Raw genomic sequence first — 19,518 nt, 5'->3', positions numbered from 1 at the left:
CCCGTCGCTCGCCGAGCAGCGGGCGGAGCGGACGGGTCGGCGCCCGCACGCGTCAACCCCTGACAGGTGAACGACTACCATCGCCGCCATGACAGACAGGCACCGAACCCCCGAACTCCCGCGCCTGGGCGTGGCCATCGTCACCATGGGCAACCGGCCCAAGGACGTCGACGCGCTCCTGGAGTCGGTGGCCGAGCAGGATGCCGTACCGACACGCGTCGTCCTGATCGGCAACGGCACGGTGCTGCCCGCGTACTCCGGCTACCCCTTCGAGGTCACGACGGTCGAGCTGGACGACAACCTCGGCTGCCCCGGCGGCCGCAACGTCGCGCTGGCCCGGCTGCGCGCGTTCGGTGACGTGGACGTGGCCGTCGAGCTCGACGACGACGGACTGCTCGTCGCCGACGACGTCTTCTCCACCATCCAGCGCCTGTACGCGGAAGACGCGCGGCTCGGCATCGTCGGCTTCCGCATCGCCGACGAGCACGGCGAGACGCAGCGCCGCCACGTGCCGCGGCTGCGCGCCAAGGACCCGATGCGGCGCGGTCTGGTGACCGCGTTCCTCGGCGGCGGGCACGCCTTCTCGATGGAGATGCTCGCCGAGACCGGCGACTGGCCCGCCGACTTCTTCTTCACGCACGAGGAGACGGACCTGGCGTGGCGGGCGCTGGACGCCGGCTGGAAGGTGCTGTACGAGCCCTCGCTCCTGCTGCAGCACCCGAAGACGTCCCCGGCGCGGCACGCGGTCTACTACCGGATGACCGCCCGCAACCGGGTGTGGCTGGCCAGGCGACGGCTGCCGATCCCGCTGATCCCCGTGTACCTGGGGGTGTGGACGGCGATCACGCTGCTGCGGACGCGGTCGCTCGGCGGGCTGCGCGCATGGGCGGCCGGGTTCGTGGAGGGCGTGCGCGCGCCCGCCGGTGAGCGGCGGCCGATGCGCTGGCGCACGGTGTGGCGGATGACGCGGCTCGGCCGGCCCCCGCTGGTCTGACGGCCCGGCCCGGCCACCCCCACCGAGGATGGCCGGGCCGGAGCGGTTCAGGACTGCTGCGCGCGGCGCCTGCGGGTGGCGAACACCGTGCCCGCGCCCGCGGCGACGACCAGCGCGGCGGCCGCGGCGAGCGGACCCGCGGGGACGTCGGCGCCGGTGGAGGCGAGGGAGCCGCCGGTGCCGCCGGTGGTCGAGCCGGTCGTGCCGGTGCCGCCCGTGGTGCCCGCGGTGCCCGAAGTGCCGCCGGACGCAACGCCGTTGGAGCCGCCGGAGCCGGACGGCAGCGTCGCGTCCTCGTCGAGCGAGATCGCGGCGGTGACCGGGTCGAGCGCGGCGCCCGCCTCGTAGAACCCGCCGAACGCCTTGGCGCCGTCGGCGGTGAGCACGGCCGCGGCGCCGTCCAGCTCGACGACGTCGTTCTTCGCGGTCAGATCGCCGGAGCCGACCTTGAGGGTGGCCACGGTCAGGTCGTCGTACGTGGTGACCTTGCCGGTCTTCTGATCCTTGCCGGACACGTCGGCGACGAGCTTGCCGCTGCTCCCCTTCGCCGTCACGTGCAGATCGCTGAACTGCAGGTCGAGCGCGTACGCGCCGCCCTCCTCGTGGCCGAGGAAGCGGACCTTGCCGGCGAACTTCGCGTCGAGCGACTTGGCGTCGGCGTCGTAGCCGCCGCTCGCGTCGCCGAAGCGGTAGACCGAGCCGTTCTTCGCGGCGCCGCCGCTCAGTTCGACCTTGCCGTTCGCGACGGGGCCCGTGATGTACGCACGGAAGGACTCCTTGACGCCCCAGTCCAGGTTGCCGTCGACGATCTCGCCGGAGACCGCCTCGGTGGGCCCGGCGGTGGGGGTGGCCGTCTTGGTGGGGGTCGGCGTCTTGGTCGGGGTCGGCGTCTTGGTGGGCGTCGGCGTCTTCGTCGGGGTCGGGGTCGGCGTCTTCGTCGGCGTGGGGGCGGTCCCGGCGGTGACGGTCAGCGTCGCCGCGTCGAGCGCGGTGCCCTCCTTGTACATGCCGTTGAAGGCCTTGGCGCCGTCCGCGGTGAGCGTCGCCGGGATGTCCTTGAAGGTCATCGCGCCGCCCGCGCCCTGGCCCGGCTTCACGGCGGACAGGTCGAGCGTGGCGAACTCGATGTCGTTCTGGGCGGTGCCGTTGAGGGTGACGTCGGCGTCGATGTGGCCGGTGGTGCCCGAGGTCACCACCTTCACGTCGCTGATCTTGATGTCGAAGCCGTGCGCCGTGGACGCGAACCGGACGGCGCCCCTGAACGCGGTGTCCGTGCCGTGCGTCGCCGTGTCGTACGTGCCCGTGCCGCCGCTGAAGGTGAAGGCGCCGTTGTCGGCGGCCTGCGTGGCCCCGTCGGTCGCCTCGATCGAACCGGCGGCGATACCGGTGACGTACTTGCGGAAGGACTCCTTGATGCCCCAGTCGAGCGTCCCGTTCTTCAACTCGATGCCCGGCGCGGCCCCTTCGGCGGCGATCGCGGGCAGGGCGAGCGCCCCGGCACCGAGCGCGACGACGGTGGCCGTGGCGGCGGCGAGGGCTATGGGGTGTCTGACGATGGCCATGGATTCTCCAACGAACTGATACGGGCTGATGAGAGAGAGGGGGCGCCCCGAAAGGGACGCGGGACTGCGTCGATGTGCGGCTCCGCCGCGTGGGCGCGACCAGCCACCGACGACCAGCGGCGCGCGGCGAGATCAGGCTTTGCGGCGAGAACGAACGACCAGGAACCCGGCCCCGGCCAGCACCACGACAACGGCGGCGACGAGCCCGGCGACCGCTCCCCCACCGATCCCCGACCGCGAACTCACCGCCGCGGCAGCTGACTTGGCGGCGACAGAAGGACTGGTGGAGGGGCCGGGAGACGCCGATTCACCGAGGTCGGGCAGCGCGGGAAGCTTCGCGTCGGCGTCGAGGGCGACCGCGACCGAGACGGGATCCATCGCGGCCCCGGCCTGGTACATCCCGCCGAAGGCCTTGGCCCCGGCGGCGGTGAGCGTGGCCGGCGCCTCGCTGACCTCGACGAGTCCGCCCTTCGCCGCGAGGGCACCGGCCTTGAAGGTGACGAGCGCGGTGCCCTCTGCGGTCCTGCCGCCGCTGGTCACGTCGGCCCGCAGTGTGCCCTTGCCGTCGTCGACGGAGACGGTCACGCCCCCGAGCCTCAGGTCGAGCCCGTGCTTGCCGGTGAACCGCACGGAACCGGTGAACTCGGCGTCCAGCGACTGCTTCTTCTTGTCGTACGTGCCTTCGCCCTTCGGGAAGCGGAACAGCGCGCCGCCGTCCCGCGCCCCGCCGCCGAGGTTCCACTCGCCCTGGGCGATGTCCCCGGTGACGTACTCGCGGAAGGTGCGCCGCACGCCCCAGTCGACGGCCCCGTCACGGACCTCGCCGGAGGCGTCCTGCTTCGCCTCCTCCTTCTTGGACTCGGCCTTCTTGGTGGCCGTGGCCGAGGGCGTCGCCCTCTTGGGCGCGACGTCCGCGGAGAGCGTGACCGGGTCGAGCGCGGTGCCCGCCGTGTAGTAGCCGGCGAAGGACCTGGCGCCCTGCGAAGTGAGCGTGGCGGGAAGGTTGTTGAGGGTGACGGTGTTGGTGGTGGCCTCGTCGCCCTTCATGTCGATCCCGCCGAGGGAGAGGGAGGCGAAGGGCACCTGGCGGGACGACGTGACCGCCCCGGTGCCCTTCGCCCTGCTCACGACATCGACGTACAGCGTCCCGGCGCCGCCCGCGATGCGGACGGTGGGGTTGCTGATCGTCATGTCGAGTTCGTACGACCCGTCGCTCTTCTTGTGGCCGACGAAGTGCACGCCGCCGGAGAAGGAGGACGAGAAGGCGCCGGTCGATCCGTCGTACGAGCCCCGGGCCGAGTGGAAGCGGAACTGGCTCGCGCCGACGGTGGCGGCGCCGCCCGTCAAGGAGTAACTCCCCTTCGCGATGGGCCCGGTGAGGTAGCTCTGGAACGACGACTTCACCCCCCAGTCGAGCCGGCCGCCCTGCACCGTGCGGGCCGCCGCGTGCGCGTCGGCGACGGGGAGCAGGGCGCCGAGCAGCGCGGTGAAGGCGGCGACGGCGAAGACGCGTAGGCGTATCTGTATCCGTGCGCGTCGGGGCATGACGGTTCCTCCGGAACGGGACTCCAGCACCAGGCGTCACCAGACCCTGGCGACTTAGGTAAGGCTAACCTAAACTATGATCGGTTCCATCAACAGCCCCTCTCACCACGACAGGACGGTCACCGCGTGCCGACGCCCGCCGCACCCGCCCCCGCCGCACGCGCCCCTCGGCGGACCGGCGCGCTGATCTCCGTTCTCGCGACGGCCCTCGCGCTGCTCGTCACCGCCTGCGGCTCCTCGGGCGGCACGTCCGACGACACGGCCGGCGCCCCGGCCAGGGCCGAGGCGTCCACCGCGAACCGCCTGGAGCCGCTCGCCTCGACGCCCGTGCCGCACCTGCCGGTCACGGTCGCCTCGGCCGACGGCGAGAAGGTCACGGTGAAGAAGGCCGACCGGATCGTGCCGCTGTCCGGCAGCCTCAACGAGATCGTGTTCACGCTCGGGCTCGGCAAGAGCGTCGTCGCCCGCGACATCACCGCCACGTTCACGCAGGCGGCGAAGCTGCCGGTGGTCACCCGCAACCACGACGTCTCCGCGGAGAGCGTGCTGTCCCTCGAGCCGGACCTGGTCCTGGCGGAGGCCACGACCGGGCCCGACGAGGCGATGCGGCAGATCCGCGACGCGGGTGTCCCGGTCGTCGTGGTCGACCCGGCGAAGGGCCTGTCCGACGTCGGCCCGCGCATCCAGGCCGTCGCGGACACGCTCGGCGTCCCGGCCGCGGGCAAGGAGCTGACGCAGCGCTCCGAGGACCGGATCGCCGCCGTGCGGAAGGACATACCCGGGCACAAGGACAAGCCGCGGGTCGCCTTCCTCTACCTGCGCGGCTCGGCGTCCGTCTATCTCCTCGGCGGCAAGGAGTCCGGCGCGACGTCGCTGCTCGAAGCGGCGGGCGCGGTCGACGCGGGCGCGGCCTCCGGTCTGAAGAAGGACTTCACGGCGATCACCAGCGAGGCCCTCGCGAAGGCGGCGCCGGACGCGATCCTCGTCATGACCAAGGGACTCGACTCCGTCGGCGGCGTCGACGGCATGGTCAAGATCCCCGGCGTCGCGGAGACCCCGGCGGGTGTGGACCGCAGGGTGGTCTCGGTCGAGGACGGCGTCCTGCTCAACTACGGCCCGCGCACCGACCAGGTGCTGCGCTCCATCGTGGAGCAGCTGTACGGGAAGGACGGTGCCTGAGATGACGGTGCCCGAGACGACAGCGCCCGAGCCGGCCGCGGCGGCCACCCTGCCCGCAGCAAAGCGGCAGACTCCGAACGCTCCCGCTCCTCAACGCCGCAGCGCCGCCTGGCTGTTGACGGCCGGCCTCGCCGCGGCGCTGCTCCTGCTCGCGCTGCTCTCCTCGGGCATCGGCGCCTACCACATCGCGCCCGCGGACATCCTCGCCTCCGTCCAGCACCGCATCGGCCTGGGCGGCCACGCCCTCGACCGGGTCGGTGAGTCGGTCCTGTGGAACGTCCGCCTGCCCCGCGTCGTCCTCGCCCTCCTCGTCGGCGCCTCGCTCGGCTGCGCGGGCGCGCTGATGCAGGGCGTGTTCGGCAACCCCCTCGCCGAGCCCGGGGTCATCGGCATCTCGTCGGGCGCGGCGGTCGGCGCGGTCGCCTGCATCGCGCTCGGCCTCAACTTCCTCGGCACGTGGACGATCACGGTCTGCGCGTTCGTGTCGGGCCTGGCGACGGTCCTGATCGTGTACGTGATGTCGCGCTCGGGCGGCCGCACGGAAGTCGTCACCCTCATCCTCACCGGCATCGCGGTGAATGCCTTCGCGGGCGCCCTGATCGGCCTGTTCCTGTCCTACGCGGATGCCGCCGCCGTCAACCAGATCACGTTCTGGCAGCTCGGCTCGCTGGCGCAGGCGACCTGGCCGAAGGTACTCGCCGTGCTGCCCTGCGCGGCGGTCGGCCTGCTGGTCGCGCCCCTGTACGCGCGCAAGCTGGACCTGCTCTCGCTCGGCGAACGCCCGGCCCGCCACCTGGGCGTGGACGTCGAGAAGCTCCGCGTCACGCTGATCCTCGTCATCGCGCTCCTCACGGCGGCGGCCGTGGCGGTGTCCGGCGTCATCGGCTTCGTCGGCCTGGTCGTCCCGCACCTGCTGCGGATGCTGGCGGGACCCGGGCACCGGTTCCTCGTCCCCGGCAGCGCGCTCGGTGGCGCGGTCGCCCTGGTCGGCGCGGACCTCGCGGCGCGCACGGTGGCGGCGCCCGCCGAACTCCCCATCGGTGTCCTCACCGCGCTCACCGGCAGCCCGTTCTTCTTCTGGCTGCTGCGCCGCACCCGCCGCAAGCAAGGAGGCTGGGCATGACCGTCCTGAGCACACTTCTGCGCGGGCCGCGCGCCCGCACCCTGCCCGAGCGGTACGCCGCCGGGGAGACCGTCGCCGACCTCCGCGCCCTGCACGTGGAGCTGGGCGGCCGACCGGTCCTGTCCGGCGTCGATCTGACGGTGCGGGCGGGCGAGGTGCTGGCCCTGGTCGGCCCCAACGGCGCCGGTAAATCCACCCTGTTGGCGGCGCTGGCGGCGGACCTGGCACCCACGTCCGGCGAGCTGACCATCTGCGGCCGCCCGGCCACGGACTGGCCCGCGGCCGAACTGGCGCTGCGTCGCGCCCTGTTGCCCCAGGCGGCGACGCTGTCGTTCCCGTTTCCCGTGGCGGACGTCGTCCGGATGGGCCGGGCCCCCTGGGCGGGCACACCGCACGAGGACGACGACGACGCGGCGATCGCGGCGGCGCTCGCGGCGACGGACACGACGGCCTTCACCGACCGCCCCTTCTCGGCCCTGTCCGGCGGCGAACGCGCGCGGGTGGCCCTGGCCCGCGTCCTCGCCCAGTCCGCCCAGCTGCTGCTCCTGGACGAGCCGACGGCCGCCCTCGACCTGCGCCACCAGGAACTGGTCCTGCGGGTCTGCCGCGAACGGGCCGCCGCCGGAGACGCGGTGGTCGTCGTCCTGCACGACCTGGGCCTGGCCGCCGCCCACGCGGACCGCACGGCGATCCTGCACGCGGGTAGCGTCACGGCGGCGGGCCCACCGGAAGAGGTCTTCGAGGCGGACCTGCTCAGCGAGGTCTACCAGCACCCGCTGGAGGTCCTCCCCCATCCGCGTACCGGAGCTCCCCTGGTGGTGCCGGTGCGGCCCTAGATGCTTGGCTGGCCGCATGGTTGTCGTCGTCACGAGTGTCATAGCGGTCCTGGGTACGTTGCTGGGCGCGGGCCTGAGTCATGCGCTGCAGAGCCGCACGGCGTCCCGCACCCAGCAGTCGGCCCGCGCCGAGCGGCTGCGGCAGGAACGGATCGACGCGTACTGCGCGTTCGGCGGGGCGCTCACCAACCTGCGGCGCGGGCAGATGGACCGCTGGTACCGCCGCCAGGAGGACCGGGCCGACGACCCGGCCGACGAGCACGAACTGCGGCGCGAGGCACAGCGGTTGCGGGCGGCGGCGATGGAGGCGCTGTTCCGCGTCGAGCTGCTCACCGACGCCCCGGAGCTGATCGGGCTCGGCCGCCGGGCGCTCGACGCGGTGGACCACATTCCCCGGGCCGCCGACCGGGACGAGATGCGAACGGTGCGGGAGGACTCCCGCGCCCTGATCCACGCGTTCATCGCGGCGTCGCGCCCGCACGTCCGGCTCTCGTAGAAGACGTGACTGCCCGTCAGATGGCGTCCAGGCTCCGCCCGGTGGTCCGCGGCCCGAGCAGCCGCACGTTCACGCACAGCAGCACCATCAGCACACCGGACCCGCTGAACACGGCGGTCGCGCCGAGGTCGTCCAGCACGTCGAGGGCGACGAACGGCAGCACCACGGACGTCAGCCGGGACAGCGAGTACGCGATGCCGATGGCGCTGGAGCGCAGGCCGGTCGGGAAGATCTCGGTCTGGTAGACGTGGAAGGCGTTGGAGAAGACGTTGCTGCACACGGTGAGCAGGAAGCCCGCGGCGACGATCAGCCAGGACGCGGAGGCGAACCCGAAGACGAGCCCGAACGCGGCGATGCCGAGCGCGGAGACGATGATGAGGCTGCGCCGCTCGATCCGGTCGATGAGCGGCACGGACAGCGCGGAGCCCACCGGGTAGCCGAGATAGCTCAGGGCCGCGTAGGTCAGGGACTCGGTGACGGTGTGCCCCTTGGCCTGGAGGACGACCGGGGCGAGCGAGCCGAACCCGTAGTAGCCGACGGTCTGCAGGACCTGGAAGATCCACCACATGACGGTGCGGCGCGCGTAGGGCGCCCGGAACATGCGCTTCAACGGGACGCGGGCCGCGGCGGCGGGGGCGGCCTCCCGCACGGGCCGCGCCTCGGCGGCGATGCCCACCCGCGCCTCGATGTCCCGCACGACGGACTCGGCCTCGTCGTACCGGCCCTGCGCTGCCAGCCACCGCGGCGACTCGGGCAGCCGGGTCCGCAGCAGCTGGATGAACGCGGCCCCGAGCGCCCCCGCCACGAGCAGCCACCGCCACCCGTCGACCCCGAACAGCTCGTGCCCGGCGACGAGCCGGGCCCCCAGCAGCGCCGCGACCGGCACCCCGACGAAGCCGAAGGTGTAGGCCCAGGCGATGTACCGGCCGCGCACGGCACGCGGCAGGAACTCCGCCAAGTACGTGTCCACGAGCACGAGTTCGGCCCCGAGCCCGAGCCCGGCGAGGAACCGCAGCACGGACAGCTGCGTGGCGTCCTGCGCGAAGGCACAGGCCAGCGAGAAGACGGAGTAGAGCCCCAGATTCACCAGGAACATCCGCCGCCGCCCGAGCCGGTCGGCCAGCACGGACAGCACATTGGCCCCGACGAACATCCCGAGGAACCCGGAGGCGATCAGCCACGACTTCTGCGTGTGCGTGAGCGCCCACGGCTCGGCGAGCGCGGCGGCGAGCACGCCGCCGAGGAACACCTCGTACAGGTCGAAGAAGGCGCCGATGCCGACGACCGCGGTCAGCCGGCGGTGCCACGGCCCGATGGGCAGCCGGTCCAGCCGGTGTGCGGGGTCGGTGGCCTCATACGTGCCCGGGGCGGACCCGGTGCTCTCCTGCGTGCTCACCCCGACAAATTAACTGCACATGACACGTAAATGAAAGGGTTGTTTCACGTGCTGGAATCCCCCGGAGCGGGGGAAAGGAGGGGGCAGCAGACGAGTCGGGCTGTACGCCGGGTTTTGTACCGCGGGTCCTCACGGACGTCGCGGCGACGGCCATCCATCTAGGACCGGCGTTGCCACCGGCCTCGTGCGGTCTACCCGCGAACTCGGGCGGGCAGCCCTCGAACGTTCGCGCAGGAGCACCGGGGTGCTCCCTCTTGACCTTGCTCCAGGTGGGGTTTACCTAGCTGCTCAGGTCACCCTGAGCACTGGTGGTCTCTTACACCACCGTTTCACCCTTACCCGGCGCCGAAGCACCGGGCGGTCTGTTTTCTGTGGCACTGTCCCGCGGGTCACCCCGGGTGGCCGTTAGCCACCACCTTGCCCTGTGGAGCCCGGACGTTCCTCGGGAGGTTCCGGAGAACCCCACGCGACCGCCCGCCCGGCTCGTCTGCCGTGCGGCCATCCTACCCGGCCACGATCAGAGGAACGCCGCCGTCTCGAGTTCGAAGGCGAAGGGCTCCGGCAGCTCCATGGGCTTGCCGAAGGCCCGGGTGCAGTGCTCCCGGTAGTCGTCGCCCTCCGGGTCCCGGAACAGGGTCACAGAGGAGACCTCGCGGTCGATGAGCAGGTGGAGAGGGATGCCGCCACGGGCGTAGCAGCGGCGCTTGGTCTCGCGGTCGAGCTGTGGCTTGGTGGACGTCACCTCGACCACCATGGCCACGCCCTCGCAGGGCATCCACGAGCCTGCGCCACGGAAGAGGCGGCGCTCCGTCGGTGCGAAGGTGCCGTCCGGGATCACGTGATTCTTGGGGCAGGCGCCTCCGCTCTCCAGCTTCAGGCCCTTGTTCCCGGAGAAGTCCATATCGGTCCTGGATCGCCTGGCCACTTGCTTCGAGACCAGATTGATGTAGTCCTCGTGGTCCCCGTCCGGTGGCGGCGTCACGACGATCTCCCCCTCGATCAGCTCCGCCCGGAATCCCTCCGGGGCGTCCAGCGCGAGGAAGCCCTCCAGCAGCACCTCTGCCTGCGTGAGCGGTTCGTGTGCCATGGCAGTCATGTCACGCTCCCCCTTCGATCGCTCGTCAGGCTGGGGCATCGATGGATCTCCTGTCGTCGAGATCGGGACCCGTTCCCTCGATCGTGGCACAGCCCGGGCCTCGGCGGCCCTCAGCCGCGCAACGCCCCCGCCCCCGTCCGCCACGCCAGGTCCAGATCCGCGCCGTCCGGAAACCGGCCGTGGATCTCCAGGATCACCATGCCGTGGGCGAAGGCCCAGGCCGCGCGGGCCAGGTCGAGGTCGTTGTCGCAGGTCCGCATGAGGGGGGCCGCGGCGCGGTCCTCCAGGCCCTCGGGCAGGGCGTGGCGGGGCAGCGGGCGTTCGGTGGCGAGGCAGTAGAGGTGGGGGTGGGACAGGGCATAGGCGCGGTAGGCCGACATCAGCGCCGGCAGCGAGCCGGGGGCCGTGCGCTCCGCCTCCTCGCAGGCCTCCGCCGACTCCGTGAGCATCTGCGCGACGAGTTCGGCCTCGACCGCGTACTTGTCGGGGAAGTGCTTGTAGAGGGACGGGGCCTTGATGCCGAGGCGGTCGGCCAGGGCGCGCATCGTGAGGGCGTCGGGGCCGGACTCCTCCAGCAGGGTCCTGGCCTCCGCCGCGATCTGGGCCGCCCTCGGGGTCAGCCGCCGCATCTTCGCCTCAGGCACGCTGGAAGCCTTCCTTCGTCCGCAGTCCGTAGCCGAAGGCGCGATCGTACGAGATGTGGGCGAGCCAGCCGCACAGGCCCGCGAAGATCGGCGCCCAGGCAAGGGGGAGCAGCGTGTACGCGACCATCAGCGCCAGCGGGATCAGGGCGCGGTGGGCCGTGTTGTAGAACGGCACGGCCTTGGCCGGCAGTTGCCCCTTCTCCACGGGGCCGGGCGCGCCCACCGCCGCGAAGAAGGTCAGGTCGGGCGCGATGAAGAACACGATGGCGAACGTCCCCGCGAGCCAGCCGTGGTTCACGCCTTCCAGGACCGCGAAGGCCGACCAGAAGAGGGCGTTCACCAGCCAGGCGGTGCGGCGGGCCGTGCGCAGAAAGGGCGTGAGCGAGGTCGCGGCGGTGGGTGCTGTCGTGCTCATGGGGTCCTCCCGGAGATTCGGCGCGGCGTGACCTTCAGATGCGGCTAACAGCGTTAGCCCAAGCCATGCGAGAACCGTACGGCTAACACCGTTAGCCGTCAAGGGGTGCCCGCCCGGCACCGGGTCCGCTTGACCCTCCCGCAGCGTCAACGTTTCTACTGAGGGCATGCGGATCGGAGAGCTCGCCGGGATCGTCGGTGTCACCACGCGTGCCGTGCGGCACTACCACCACCTCGGGCTGCTCCCCGAACCCGAGCGGCTCGGCAACGGCTATCGGGAGTACGGGCTGCGGCACGCCGTCGAGCTGGCCCGGATCCGCCGGCTGACCGAGCTGGGGCTCGGGCTCACCGAGGTGCGGGACGTGCTGGCCGACGACGCCGGGCGCGACCTCGCCGAGGTGCTCGCCGAGCTCGACGCGGACCTCGCCCGGCAGGAGGCGGCCATCCACGAGCGGCGGACCCGGTTGCGGGCGCTGCTCGACGAGGCGGAGCGGCAGGGTGGCGGGCTGCCCAAGGACGGCCCGCTCTCCCCCGAACTCGCGGCGTTCTTCGCCGAGTTGGGGGACGTCGACCTGGATTCGCCGATGGCCGCGAAGGACCGTGAAGTGCTGGCCCTCGTCGACGCGACGGCGCCGCCCGAGTCGCGCGCGCAGCTGATGGCCGCCCTGGTGCCCACGCTCACCGCGCCGGGCGCACTGGACGCCGCGCACACGGTGTACACGCTGCTCGATGCGCTCGCCGACGCCGGACGCGACGACCCGCGCGTGCCGGAGGCGGCCCGCGCCCTGCTCGCCTGCCTGCCGCCCGGCCTGCCGACGACGACGGAGGGCATCGAGCAGCCCGCGCTCCTCGGCGCCTTCCTCTCCGAGTTCTCCCCCGCGCAGGCGGAGGCCGTACGCCTCGCGCTACGCCTGGCCACCGAAGCCACCGAAGCCACCGAAGCCACCGAAGAGGGTGACCCCCGATGAGCGCACTGGCGAGAACGCTGACGCGGGCGCTGCGGCACGAGGCGCGCGTACTGACGAGCTACGGGATGTGGGTGACGCGGCGCCGGCACGGGGTCCCGGCGGGAGCCAGCGCCTTCGGGTACGCGCGGGGGCAGGCGGTGATGATGTACGCGTTCGCGTTCGTCTGCGTCGTCGAGTCGCTCGGGATGTGGGCGCTGCTGAAGGACCATCCGGTGCTGCACCGTGTCGTCCTCGTCCTCGACGTCTACACCCTGGTGATGGTGCTCGGACTGCACGCCGCCTCCGTCACCCGGCCGCACGTGGTCACGGCCGACGCGCTGCGGGTGCGCCGGGGCGCCCACGTGGACCTGCGGATACCGCTGGAGCTGATCGCCGAGGTGCGGCGCGAGAACCGGTTCACGCACACCCCGCGCGACGGCGAGCTGAACCTCGACGTCGGCTCACAGACCGGCGTCACGGTCGAACTCACCTCCCCCGTACGGCACTTCACGTTCCTCGGGCGCCCGAAGGACATCCGGCTCGTGCGCCTGTACGCGGAGGAGGCCGACGAGCTGGCCCGCGCGCTCACGCGGGCGCGAACAGCACCTTCGCCCGCCCCGGATCGGCCTGCGTGAGGCGTACCCGCAGCTGCTCCCCCAGGGGCAGCGCGGAGGAGCCGCCCTCGATGCGGGCGACCACGGCCGGCGCGGTCAGCTGCACGGTCCCGACGGCCGGTTCGCGGTCCTTCACGTCGACGACCACCGCGTCGAACATCTCCCCGATCCGGTCCTTCAGGAGCGCCGCCTCGACGATGTCGACGCTCTCGCGCTCCACGGAGTTCGCGCGCCGCGTGCCCTCGGCCATCTCCTTGGGCAGCTCGGGCAGGGCGGACAGCACCCAGTCGGGCGGGTCCTGTCCGGCGCACGCGGCCAGGCACAGCTCGGAGGCGTACCGGTCGACGAGGCGGCGCAGCGGCGCGGTGCAGTGCGTGTACGGCGCGGCGACCGCGGCGTGCGCGGTGAGCTCGGGCAGGACGCCGCCGGTGAACTCCGTGTAGCCCGCGCCGCGCAGCAGCGTCGTGCATTCCTGGAGGAAGGCGGCCTGGTGCGGGTCGGTGGGGTCGAGGGAGCGGACGAGGTCCGAGTACGGGACGTGGTGCGGCCAGTCGATGTGCAGCGCCTTGGCGGTGCGGCGCAGCCGGCCCACGGCTCCGTCGGGAGCGGCCGGCAGGGTGCGCAGGATGCCGTTGCCGGAGGCGAGCATCAGGTCGGCGGCCGCCATGCCGGTGAGCAGGGAGATCTGGGCGTTCCAGGAGTCGGCGGGCAGCGGGGCGCGGAAGGCCAGTTGGTAGCCGCCGTCCGCGCTGACGATCTCCTGCTCGGGGACGTCGAGGGAGATGCCGCCGCGGTCGGCCTCCAGCTTCTCGCGCAGTCGGCCGATGTCGCGCAGCAACGCGACGGGTTCCTCGGCGCTCCCCTCGTCGATCGCCTGCTGCACGCCCGCGTAGTCGAGTTTCGCGCGGCTGCGGACGAGGGCGCGTACGACGTCGGTGGCGACCGTGCGACCGTCCGCGTCGAGGTCGATCGTCCACAGGACCGCCGGACAGGTCTGGCCGGGGAGCAGACTGGCCGCGCCCTCGCTCAGCACCGGCGGGTGCAGCGGGGTCTTCTCGTCGGGGAAGTACAGGGTCGTCACGCGCCGGTGGGCCTCGGCGTCGAGCGCGCCGCCGGGGGCCACGAACGCGGCGACGTCGGCGATCGCGTACCGCACGCGGTAGCCGCCCCCCTCGCGCCGCGACAGGTGCATGGCCTGGTCGAGGTCGGTGGAGGTGGGCGGGTCGACGGTGAAGAAGGGGATCGCCGTCTCGTCGCGCTCGGGCAGCTTGGGCGCACCGGCGGCGGCCTCGGCCTCCGCGAGCACCGCGGCGGGAAACTCCTCGGGCACGTCCAGCTGCGTACGCAGGTCGCACAGCGCGGCACCGAGCGGCTCCTGCGCTGCGCCGGTCACACGGAGGTGGCGGCGGGGCATGGCACCGAGCCTAGGTCCCGGTGGCGACGTCGGCACGCCGTACGCTGGGCCGTCGATGAACCTGTCGTTCCGTACGTGTATGAGGAGAGCCCGTGCTTGTGCTGTTGCCGCCGTCGGAGGGTAAGGCCGCTTCCGGACGCGGGGCACCGCTGAAGCCGGAGGGGCTCTCGCTGCCGGGGCTCACCGGGGCACGGACCGCCGTCCTGGACGAGCTGGTGGAGCTGTGCGCCTCGGACGAGGAGAAGGCGCGCGAGGTGCTCGGCCTGAGCGAGGGGCTGCGGGGCGAGGTCGCGAAGAACACCGAGCTGCGGACGGCGGGGGCGCGCCCGGCCGGGGAGATCTACACCGGCGTGCTGTACGACGCGCTGGACCTGGCCTCGCTCGACGCCGCCGCGAAGAAGCGGGCCGCGCGGTCGCTGCTCGTGTTCTCCGGGCTGTGGGGCGCGGTGCGCGTGACGGACCGGATTCCTTCCTACCGCTGCTCGATGGGTGTGAAGCTGCCCGGGCTCGGCGCGCTCGGCACGTACTGGAAGGCGCCGATGGCCGAGGTGATGCCGGAGGCGGCCGGGGACGGGCTCGTGCTCGATCTGCGGTCGGCGGCGTACGCGGCGGCCTGGAAGCCCAAGGCCTCCGACGGCGGGATCGCCGAGCGGACGGCCGGGGTGCGGGTGCTGCACGCGCCGACCCGGAAGGTCGTCAGCCACTTCAACAAGGCGACCAAGGGCCGGATCGTACGGTCGCTGCTCACCTCCGGCATCACACCGGCCGGCCCGGCCGAACTCGTCGACGTACTGCGGGAGTTGGGGTACGTGGTGGAGGTCGAGGCGCCCACGAGGGCGGGGCGGGCCTGGAACCTGGACGTACTCGTGGACGAGATCCACTAGCCGACAGGACCAGACGCGTTGCAGCATGCGCAATGACCTTTGCGCATGCTGCGCGACGCGGGGCAGGATGGGGGCATGACCTCGTCTGCCCCTGTCTCTCATGCCTCCGGCGCCTCCGTGCTGGATCTCGCGCCCGTCGTCCCCGTCGTCGTCGTGGAGGACGCCTCCGACGCGGTGCCGCTCGCGCGGGCGCTCGTCGCGGGCGGCCTGCCCGCGATCGAGGTGACCCTGCGCACGCCCGCCGCGCTCGACGCGATCCGCGCGATAGCGGCCGCGGTGCCGGACGCGGTCGTCGGGGCGGGGACGGTCATCTCGCCCGCGAACGTCGCCGACGCGGTGGCGGCCGGGTCGAAGTTCCTGGTGAGCCCCGGCTGGACGGGCACGCTGCTGGCCGCCATGAAGGCGTCCGGTGTGCCGTTCCTGCCGGGCGTCTCGACGACGTCCGAGGTCGTCGCGCTCCTGGAGCATGGCGTCACCGAGATGAAGTTCTTCCCGGCCGAGGCCGCCGGCGGCGCCGCCTACCTGAAGTCCCTCGCGGGGCCGCTGCCGCAGGCCCGGTTCTGCCCGACCGGCGGGGTCTCCCCGGCCAACGCGGGCTCGTACCTGAAGCTGAAGAACGTCGGCTGCGTGGGCGGGAGCTGGATGCTGCCGGCCGACGCGATCGCCGCGAAGGACTGGGACCGGGTCGAGGCGCTGGCCCGCGAGGCGTGCGCTATCGCAGGTGAGCCGTCTCGTTGAGCAGGCGCACGCTGGCGTTGCCGTCGGCGTAGTACGCGATCTCGGTGAGCGAGGCCGCCGCGAGTTCCATCTTGAACAGGGACTCCGGCGGGGCGCCGAGCGCGAGCCGGACCAGGGTCTTGATCGGCGTCACGTGCGAGACCAGGAGGACGGTGCGTCCCCGGTGGGTCCCGGTGAGGCGGTCGCGGGCCTCGGCGACCCGCTCGGCGACCGCGGCGAAGCTCTCGCCCCCGCCCGTGGGGCTCGCGTCCTGTGAGGCGAGCCAGGCGTTCATGTCGTCCGGGTGGCGTTCGCGTACGTCCTTGAAGGTCAGGCCCTCCCAGGCGCCGAAGTCCGTCTCGCGCAGGCCGTCGTCGGTCATGACGTCGAGGCCGAGGCGGGTGGCCACGGCCTCGGCCGTCTCCCGGCAGCGCCTCAGGGGCGATGCCACGATCGCCTGGATCGTGGCCCGGTGGTGCAGTGCGGCCGCGACGAGTGCCGCTTGGCGGCGGCCCGTCCCGGAGAGTTCCGGGTCGGTGCCGCCGCTGCCGCTGAAGCGCTTCTGCGGGGTGAGCGCGGTTTCGCCGTGGCGGAGCAGGACGAAGGTGGTCGGGGCGCCGAGGTCGGGGGCCTTCGAGGTCGCCCCCGCCGCCCCCTCATTGCTCGCGTCCTTGCCCGCGCCGTTACCCGCGCCCCTGACGGGACTCACTCCCTAGAGCCCCGACTCCGAGGTGCGGACCAGGATGCGGCGGCAGTTCTCGCAGCGGACCACGGCGTCGGGGGCGGCCGCGCGGACCTCGTTCAGCTCCGTGATGTTGAGCTCCAGGCGGCAGCCCTCGCAGCGGCGCTGGTAGAGCTTGGCGGCGCCGACGCCGCCCTCCTTCTCGCGCAGCTTGTCGTAGAGCTTGAGCAGGTCGGCCGGGACGGCGGCCGCGACGGTCTCGCGGTCCTTGGTCACCTTGGCCGCCTCGGTGTCGAGCTCGCCGGAGGCCTGGTCGCGACGGGCCGTCGCGTCGTCGGCCTTCGCCTGGACGGAGCCGAGACGGTCGGTGAGCTCGGCCACCCGCTCCTGCGCGGACTCACGGCGCTCCATGACCTCGAGGACGACGTCCTCCAGGTCGCCCTGGCGCTTGGCGAGCGAGGCGATCTCGCGCTGCAGGTTCTCCAGGTCCTTCGGCGAGGTGACCGCGCCGGAGTCGAGGCGCTGCTGGTCGCGGTGGGCGCGCTGGCGGACCTGGTCGACGTCCTGCTCGGCCTTGGTCTGCTCGCGGGCGCAGTCGCTCTCCTCGGTCGTCGCGGCGACGTGCAGGTCACGCAGCTGCGCGAGGTCCTTGTTGAGCGACTCGATCTCGGCGTGCTCGGGCAGCGACCTCTTCTTGTGCGCGAGCTGCTGCAGGCGGACATCGAGGTCCTGGACGTCCAGGAGACGGATCTGGTCGGCGGGCGCGGCGTTCAGTTGGGGGCTCCAAAAGTAGAGAGGGAATCAAGAAGGGGTGCGCGTAGCGCTCGCTGCAAGGGCGGTGGTGGGCGACGGGTGGGCGGAGGCCGCGTGGGCGGTCCAGGGGTCGGTGACCGTCCGCGAGACGTGGACCCGCAGGTCCCAGCCCTCGCGATCGGAGACTGCTTCGAGCTGGCTCGCCGCCAGCTCGCACCAGGGCCACTCCGTGGCCCAGTGTGCCGCGTCGAGCAGCGCGAGGGGCCCCGCGGAGAGATTCTCTCGGGCCTCGCTCACCGGGTGGTGGCGCAGGTCGGCGGTGAGGAACGCGTCGACGCCGGAAGCCCGTACGTCGTCGAAGAGGCTGTCGCCCGAGCCGCCGGAGACCGCGATCGTGCGGATCGTCGCGTCCAGGTCACCCGCGACGCGGATGCCCTGGGCGGTGGCGGGGAGGCGGTCGGCGGCGCGGCCCGCCAGTTCGCGCAGGGTCAGGGGCGCGTCGAGTTCGCAGACGCGGCCGAGACCGCGGCGGCCCGTGGGGTCCGTCGGGTCGGGGACCAGGGGGCGTACGACGCGGACGCCGAGGGCGCCCGCGAGGGCGTCGGAGACCCCCGGGTCGGCCTTGTCGGCGTTGGTGTGCGCGACGTGCAGCGCGACGTCGTGCTTGATCAGGGTGTGCACGACCCTGCCCTTGAAGGTGTCCGCCGCCACCGTCGTCGTACCGCGCAGGTAGAGCGGGTGGTGCGTGATCAGCAGGTCGGCGCCCAGCTTCACGGCCTCGTCGGCGATCTCCTGGACCGGGTCGACCGCGAAGAGCACCCGGCGGACCTCGGCGTCCGGGTCGCCGGCGACCGTGCCGACCGCGTCCCATCCCTCGGCGAGGGAGGCGGGCCAGAGCGTGGCGAGCGCGGAGGTTACTTCAGACAGACGGGGCACGCAGACAGGTTACCTGCGCCGCGTGCCCCGACCGTAAGCGTGGCTACTTGACCAGGTCCGCGCGAAGGTCCCCCAGGACCTCGTTCGCGGCCGTGACGCCGAGACCCAGGTACCAGGTCTCGTCCGGGACGTCCTTGGCCTGCCCGGCCTCGACGGCCTTCAGGTTCTTCCAGAGCGGGTTGTCCTCGGCGCTCGCGCGCTTGGTCTTGTTCGCGTCGCCGTAGACGCCGGTGAAGATCCAGTCGGCGTCCGCGGAGTCGATCTTCTCCGGGCTGATCTCCGTCGCCAGGTCGTTGATCTGCTGGTTCTTGGGGCGCGGGATGCCCGCGTCGTCGAGGATCGTGCCGATGAAGGAGGCCTTGGCGTAGAGGCGGATGCGGTCCGGCATGTAGCGGAGCATCGTCACCGTGGGGGCCTTGCCGCCGTTGGCCCTCTTCACGTCGGCGCCGAGCCGCTTCACGTTCTTCTCGTACGCGGCGAGGTTCGCCTCGGCCTTCGCCTTCTCGTCGAGGGCGGACGCGTTGAGGAGGTAGTTCTCCTTCCACGTGAAGCCGGGGCGGATGGAGAAGACGGTGGGGGCGATCTTGGAGAGCTGCGGGTAGAGCTTGGCGGCGCGCAGCTCGCTGCCGAGGATCAGGTCGGGGTGGAGGTTGGCGATGGCCTCCATGTTGAGGGCGTTGATCGTGCCCACGTTCTTGGGGCTGCCCGCGTCCTTCTTCAGGTAGGACGGGATGCCGTCGTCGCCCTCGGTGGGGGCGTAGCCGACGGGCTTGACGCCGAGGGAAACAACGTTGTCGAGCTCGCCGACGTCGAGGACGACGACCCGCCGCGGCTTCTTCGGCAGCTCCGTCTTGCCCAGGGCGTGCGTGACGGTGCGCGGGAACTGGCCGGCCCGCGCCGTCGTGCCCATCCTCGCCGTCTGACCGGCGGCCTTCGAGAAGTCGTCGCCGCCCTGCGCCACGGCCTTGGAGCCCGCGCCGTTGTCGCTCTTGGCCGATCCGGAGGAGTCGGCGTCGCCGGAACCGCAGGCGGTGAGGGCGAGGGCGGCGGCCGCGGTGGCGGCCACGGCCACGGCGCGGGTGCGGCGGCGTATGAGCATCGACTTGCTCCAGATTCGGGCGCACAGAGAGTGCACAGCCATTGGTTAGGGGACCCTAACATCACGCTCACCTGGGCTCTGTCGCCACTCCCCCGGCACCCCCAGCACACCGGGCACACGGCTTTCAGCCGATTACGGGCACGGCCACCCTTTGGTGTGAAGCGGCGGCCCGCAGATGCCACGAAGA

The 19,518-nt window shown here is 72.5% G+C and carries 20 protein-coding genes and 1 other RNA gene; 9 read left to right on the top strand and 12 right to left on the bottom strand.

Annotated features, from left to right (window positions below):
• Positions 1-88 precede the first annotated feature (88 nt).
• Entirely contained in the window at positions 89-994 is a 906-nt protein-coding gene (locus B072_RS0113830; RefSeq protein WP_043243921.1) for a glycosyltransferase family 2 protein, read from the top strand.
• 47 nt (positions 995-1,041) lie between these two features.
• Here the strand turns inward: B072_RS0113830 and B072_RS0113825 are convergent, their stop codons facing one another.
• Positions 1,042-2,556, bottom strand: coding sequence for an HtaA domain-containing protein (locus tag B072_RS0113825; protein WP_018530548.1), 1,515 nt, complete (start codon positions 2,554-2,556; stop codon positions 1,042-1,044).
• 132 nt (positions 2,557-2,688) lie between these two features.
• Positions 2,689-4,101 carry an HtaA domain-containing protein gene (locus tag B072_RS0113820; protein ID WP_018530547.1) on the bottom strand — a complete coding sequence of 471 codons (1,413 nt, stop codon included), beginning with the start codon at positions 4,099-4,101 and terminating at the stop codon, positions 2,689-2,691.
• Positions 4,102-4,227: 126 nt separating this feature from the next.
• Here B072_RS0113820 and B072_RS0113815 point away from each other — a divergent pair, with 126 nt between their 5' ends.
• The 4 genes from B072_RS0113815 to B072_RS0113800 are packed head-to-tail and all read left to right on the top strand — an operon-like array spanning position 4,228 to position 7,735.
• The gene (locus tag B072_RS0113815; RefSeq protein ID WP_018530546.1) at positions 4,228-5,280 is read left to right on the top strand and encodes a heme/hemin ABC transporter substrate-binding protein; all 1,053 of its coding nucleotides are present in this window, start codon (positions 4,228-4,230) and stop codon (positions 5,278-5,280) included.
• Between the two features lies 1 nt (position 5,281).
• Positions 5,282-6,403 (top strand): FecCD family ABC transporter permease, encoded by a 1,122-nt coding sequence (locus B072_RS0113810; RefSeq protein WP_018530545.1) that lies wholly within the window; start codon positions 5,282-5,284, stop codon positions 6,401-6,403.
• Positions 6,400-7,239: a heme ABC transporter ATP-binding protein gene (locus tag B072_RS0113805; protein WP_018530544.1), complete on the top strand. Its 840-nt coding sequence runs from the start codon at positions 6,400-6,402 to the stop codon at positions 7,237-7,239. The genes B072_RS0113810 and B072_RS0113805 overlap by 4 nt, the downstream gene beginning before the upstream one ends.
• A 16-nt stretch (positions 7,240-7,255) precedes the next feature.
• Positions 7,256-7,735, top strand: coding sequence for a hypothetical protein (locus B072_RS0113800; RefSeq protein WP_018530543.1), 480 nt, complete (start codon positions 7,256-7,258; stop codon positions 7,733-7,735).
• A gap of 16 nt (positions 7,736-7,751) precedes the next feature.
• On the opposite strand, the gene B072_RS0113795 is transcribed toward B072_RS0113800, so the two are convergent.
• The 5 genes from B072_RS0113795 to B072_RS0113780 form a co-directional block, all read right to left on the bottom strand.
• On the bottom strand, positions 7,752-9,131 hold the full coding sequence (locus B072_RS0113795) for an MFS transporter (RefSeq protein ID WP_018530542.1): 1,380 nt from the start codon (positions 9,129-9,131) through the stop codon (positions 7,752-7,754).
• 87 nt (positions 9,132-9,218) lie between these two features.
• An RNA gene (rnpB, locus tag B072_RS45530) (RNase P RNA component class A) lies at positions 9,219-9,617 on the bottom strand.
• A gap of 31 nt (positions 9,618-9,648) precedes the next feature.
• Positions 9,649-10,218, bottom strand: coding sequence for a Uma2 family endonuclease (locus B072_RS0113790; protein WP_018530541.1), 570 nt, complete (start codon positions 10,216-10,218; stop codon positions 9,649-9,651).
• Between the two features lie 119 nt (positions 10,219-10,337).
• Complete coding sequence (locus tag B072_RS0113785; RefSeq protein WP_043243954.1) at positions 10,338-10,856, bottom strand: TetR/AcrR family transcriptional regulator; 519 nt, start codon at positions 10,854-10,856, stop codon at positions 10,338-10,340.
• Positions 10,857-10,863: 7 nt separating this feature from the next.
• The gene (locus B072_RS0113780; RefSeq protein WP_018530539.1) at positions 10,864-11,286 is read right to left on the bottom strand and encodes a DUF4260 family protein; all 423 of its coding nucleotides are present in this window, start codon (positions 11,284-11,286) and stop codon (positions 10,864-10,866) included.
• 166 nt (positions 11,287-11,452) lie between these two features.
• Between B072_RS0113780 and B072_RS0113775 the strand changes: the two genes are divergently transcribed.
• Together B072_RS0113775 and B072_RS0113770 are read left to right on the top strand one after the other, a co-directional pair.
• Positions 11,453-12,253: a MerR family transcriptional regulator gene (locus B072_RS0113775; RefSeq protein ID WP_018530538.1), complete on the top strand. Its 801-nt coding sequence runs from the start codon at positions 11,453-11,455 to the stop codon at positions 12,251-12,253.
• The gene (locus B072_RS0113770; protein WP_018530537.1) at positions 12,250-12,867 is read left to right on the top strand and encodes a hypothetical protein; all 618 of its coding nucleotides are present in this window, start codon (positions 12,250-12,252) and stop codon (positions 12,865-12,867) included. Before B072_RS0113775 ends, B072_RS0113770 begins: the two co-directional genes overlap by 4 nt.
• On the opposite strand, the gene B072_RS0113765 is transcribed toward B072_RS0113770, so the two are convergent.
• On the bottom strand, positions 12,818-14,260 hold the full coding sequence (locus tag B072_RS0113765; protein WP_018530536.1) for an RNB domain-containing ribonuclease: 1,443 nt from the start codon (positions 14,258-14,260) through the stop codon (positions 12,818-12,820). The two genes, B072_RS0113770 and B072_RS0113765, sit on opposite strands and share 50 nt — an antisense overlap.
• 92 nt (positions 14,261-14,352) lie before the next feature.
• Here B072_RS0113765 and yaaA point away from each other — a divergent pair, with 92 nt between their 5' ends.
• A complete protein-coding gene (yaaA, locus tag B072_RS0113760; protein ID WP_026245789.1) occupies positions 14,353-15,144 on the top strand; it encodes a peroxide stress protein YaaA in 792 nt (263 codons plus the stop codon).
• Positions 15,145-15,219: 75 nt separating this feature from the next.
• Positions 15,220-15,882 carry a bifunctional 4-hydroxy-2-oxoglutarate aldolase/2-dehydro-3-deoxy-phosphogluconate aldolase gene (gene eda / locus B072_RS0113755; RefSeq protein ID WP_026245788.1) on the top strand — a complete coding sequence of 221 codons (663 nt, stop codon included), beginning with the start codon at positions 15,220-15,222 and terminating at the stop codon, positions 15,880-15,882.
• Here the strand turns inward: eda and B072_RS43150 are convergent.
• The 4 genes from B072_RS43150 to B072_RS0113730 are packed head-to-tail and all read right to left on the bottom strand — an operon-like array spanning position 15,857 to position 19,331.
• Positions 15,857-16,570: a histidine phosphatase family protein gene (locus tag B072_RS43150; protein ID WP_018530533.1), complete on the bottom strand. Its 714-nt coding sequence runs from the start codon at positions 16,568-16,570 to the stop codon at positions 15,857-15,859. The genes eda and B072_RS43150 overlap by 26 nt on opposite strands.
• Before the next feature lie 3 nt (positions 16,571-16,573).
• A complete protein-coding gene (locus B072_RS0113745) occupies positions 16,574-17,317 on the bottom strand; it encodes a zinc ribbon domain-containing protein (protein WP_026245787.1) in 744 nt (247 codons plus the stop codon).
• A 27-nt stretch (positions 17,318-17,344) separates the two neighbouring features.
• Positions 17,345-18,232 carry a Nif3-like dinuclear metal center hexameric protein gene (locus B072_RS0113735; protein ID WP_018530530.1) on the bottom strand — a complete coding sequence of 296 codons (888 nt, stop codon included), beginning with the start codon at positions 18,230-18,232 and terminating at the stop codon, positions 17,345-17,347.
• Between the two features lie 43 nt (positions 18,233-18,275).
• On the bottom strand, positions 18,276-19,331 hold the full coding sequence (locus tag B072_RS0113730; protein WP_018530529.1) for an ABC transporter substrate-binding protein: 1,056 nt from the start codon (positions 19,329-19,331) through the stop codon (positions 18,276-18,278).
• Positions 19,332-19,518 lie beyond the last annotated feature (187 nt).

The organism is Streptomyces sp. HmicA12 (assembly GCF_000373565.1).
GTDB lineage: Bacteria > Actinomycetota > Actinomycetes > Streptomycetales > Streptomycetaceae > Streptomyces.
The sequence above is the reverse complement of the archived record's forward strand: the minus strand, read 5'-3'. Positions and strand labels throughout refer to the sequence as shown.

What these genes read in the sequence shown, in the direction of transcription:
- B072_RS0113830 (WP_043243921.1), top strand. Translation starts at nt 89, where the DNA reads ATGACAGACAGGCACCGAACCCCCGAACTCCCGCGCCTGGGCGTGGCC.
- B072_RS0113825 (WP_018530548.1), bottom strand. Translation starts at nt 2,556, where the DNA reads ATGGCCATCGTCAGACACCCCATAGCCCTCGCCGCCGCCACGGCCACC.
- B072_RS0113820 (WP_018530547.1), bottom strand. Translation starts at nt 4,101, where the DNA reads ATGCCCCGACGCGCACGGATACAGATACGCCTACGCGTCTTCGCCGTC.
- B072_RS0113810 (WP_018530545.1), top strand. Translation starts at nt 5,282, where the DNA reads ATGACGGTGCCCGAGACGACAGCGCCCGAGCCGGCCGCGGCGGCCACC.
- B072_RS0113805 (WP_018530544.1), top strand. Translation starts at nt 6,400, where the DNA reads ATGACCGTCCTGAGCACACTTCTGCGCGGGCCGCGCGCCCGCACCCTG.
- B072_RS0113800 (WP_018530543.1), top strand. Translation starts at nt 7,256, where the DNA reads ATGGTTGTCGTCGTCACGAGTGTCATAGCGGTCCTGGGTACGTTGCTG.
- B072_RS0113790 (WP_018530541.1), bottom strand. Translation starts at nt 10,218, where the DNA reads ATGGCACACGAACCGCTCACGCAGGCAGAGGTGCTGCTGGAGGGCTTC.
- B072_RS0113785 (WP_043243954.1), bottom strand. Translation starts at nt 10,856, where the DNA reads ATGCGGCGGCTGACCCCGAGGGCGGCCCAGATCGCGGCGGAGGCCAGG.
- B072_RS0113780 (WP_018530539.1), bottom strand. Translation starts at nt 11,286, where the DNA reads ATGAGCACGACAGCACCCACCGCCGCGACCTCGCTCACGCCCTTTCTG.
- B072_RS0113775 (WP_018530538.1), top strand. Translation starts at nt 11,453, where the DNA reads ATGCGGATCGGAGAGCTCGCCGGGATCGTCGGTGTCACCACGCGTGCC.
- B072_RS0113770 (WP_018530537.1), top strand. Translation starts at nt 12,250, where the DNA reads ATGAGCGCACTGGCGAGAACGCTGACGCGGGCGCTGCGGCACGAGGCG.
- B072_RS0113765 (WP_018530536.1), bottom strand. Translation starts at nt 14,260, where the DNA reads ATGCCCCGCCGCCACCTCCGTGTGACCGGCGCAGCGCAGGAGCCGCTC.
- eda (WP_026245788.1), top strand. Translation starts at nt 15,220, where the DNA reads ATGACCTCGTCTGCCCCTGTCTCTCATGCCTCCGGCGCCTCCGTGCTG.
- B072_RS0113730 (WP_018530529.1), bottom strand. Translation starts at nt 19,331, where the DNA reads ATGCTCATACGCCGCCGCACCCGCGCCGTGGCCGTGGCCGCCACCGCG.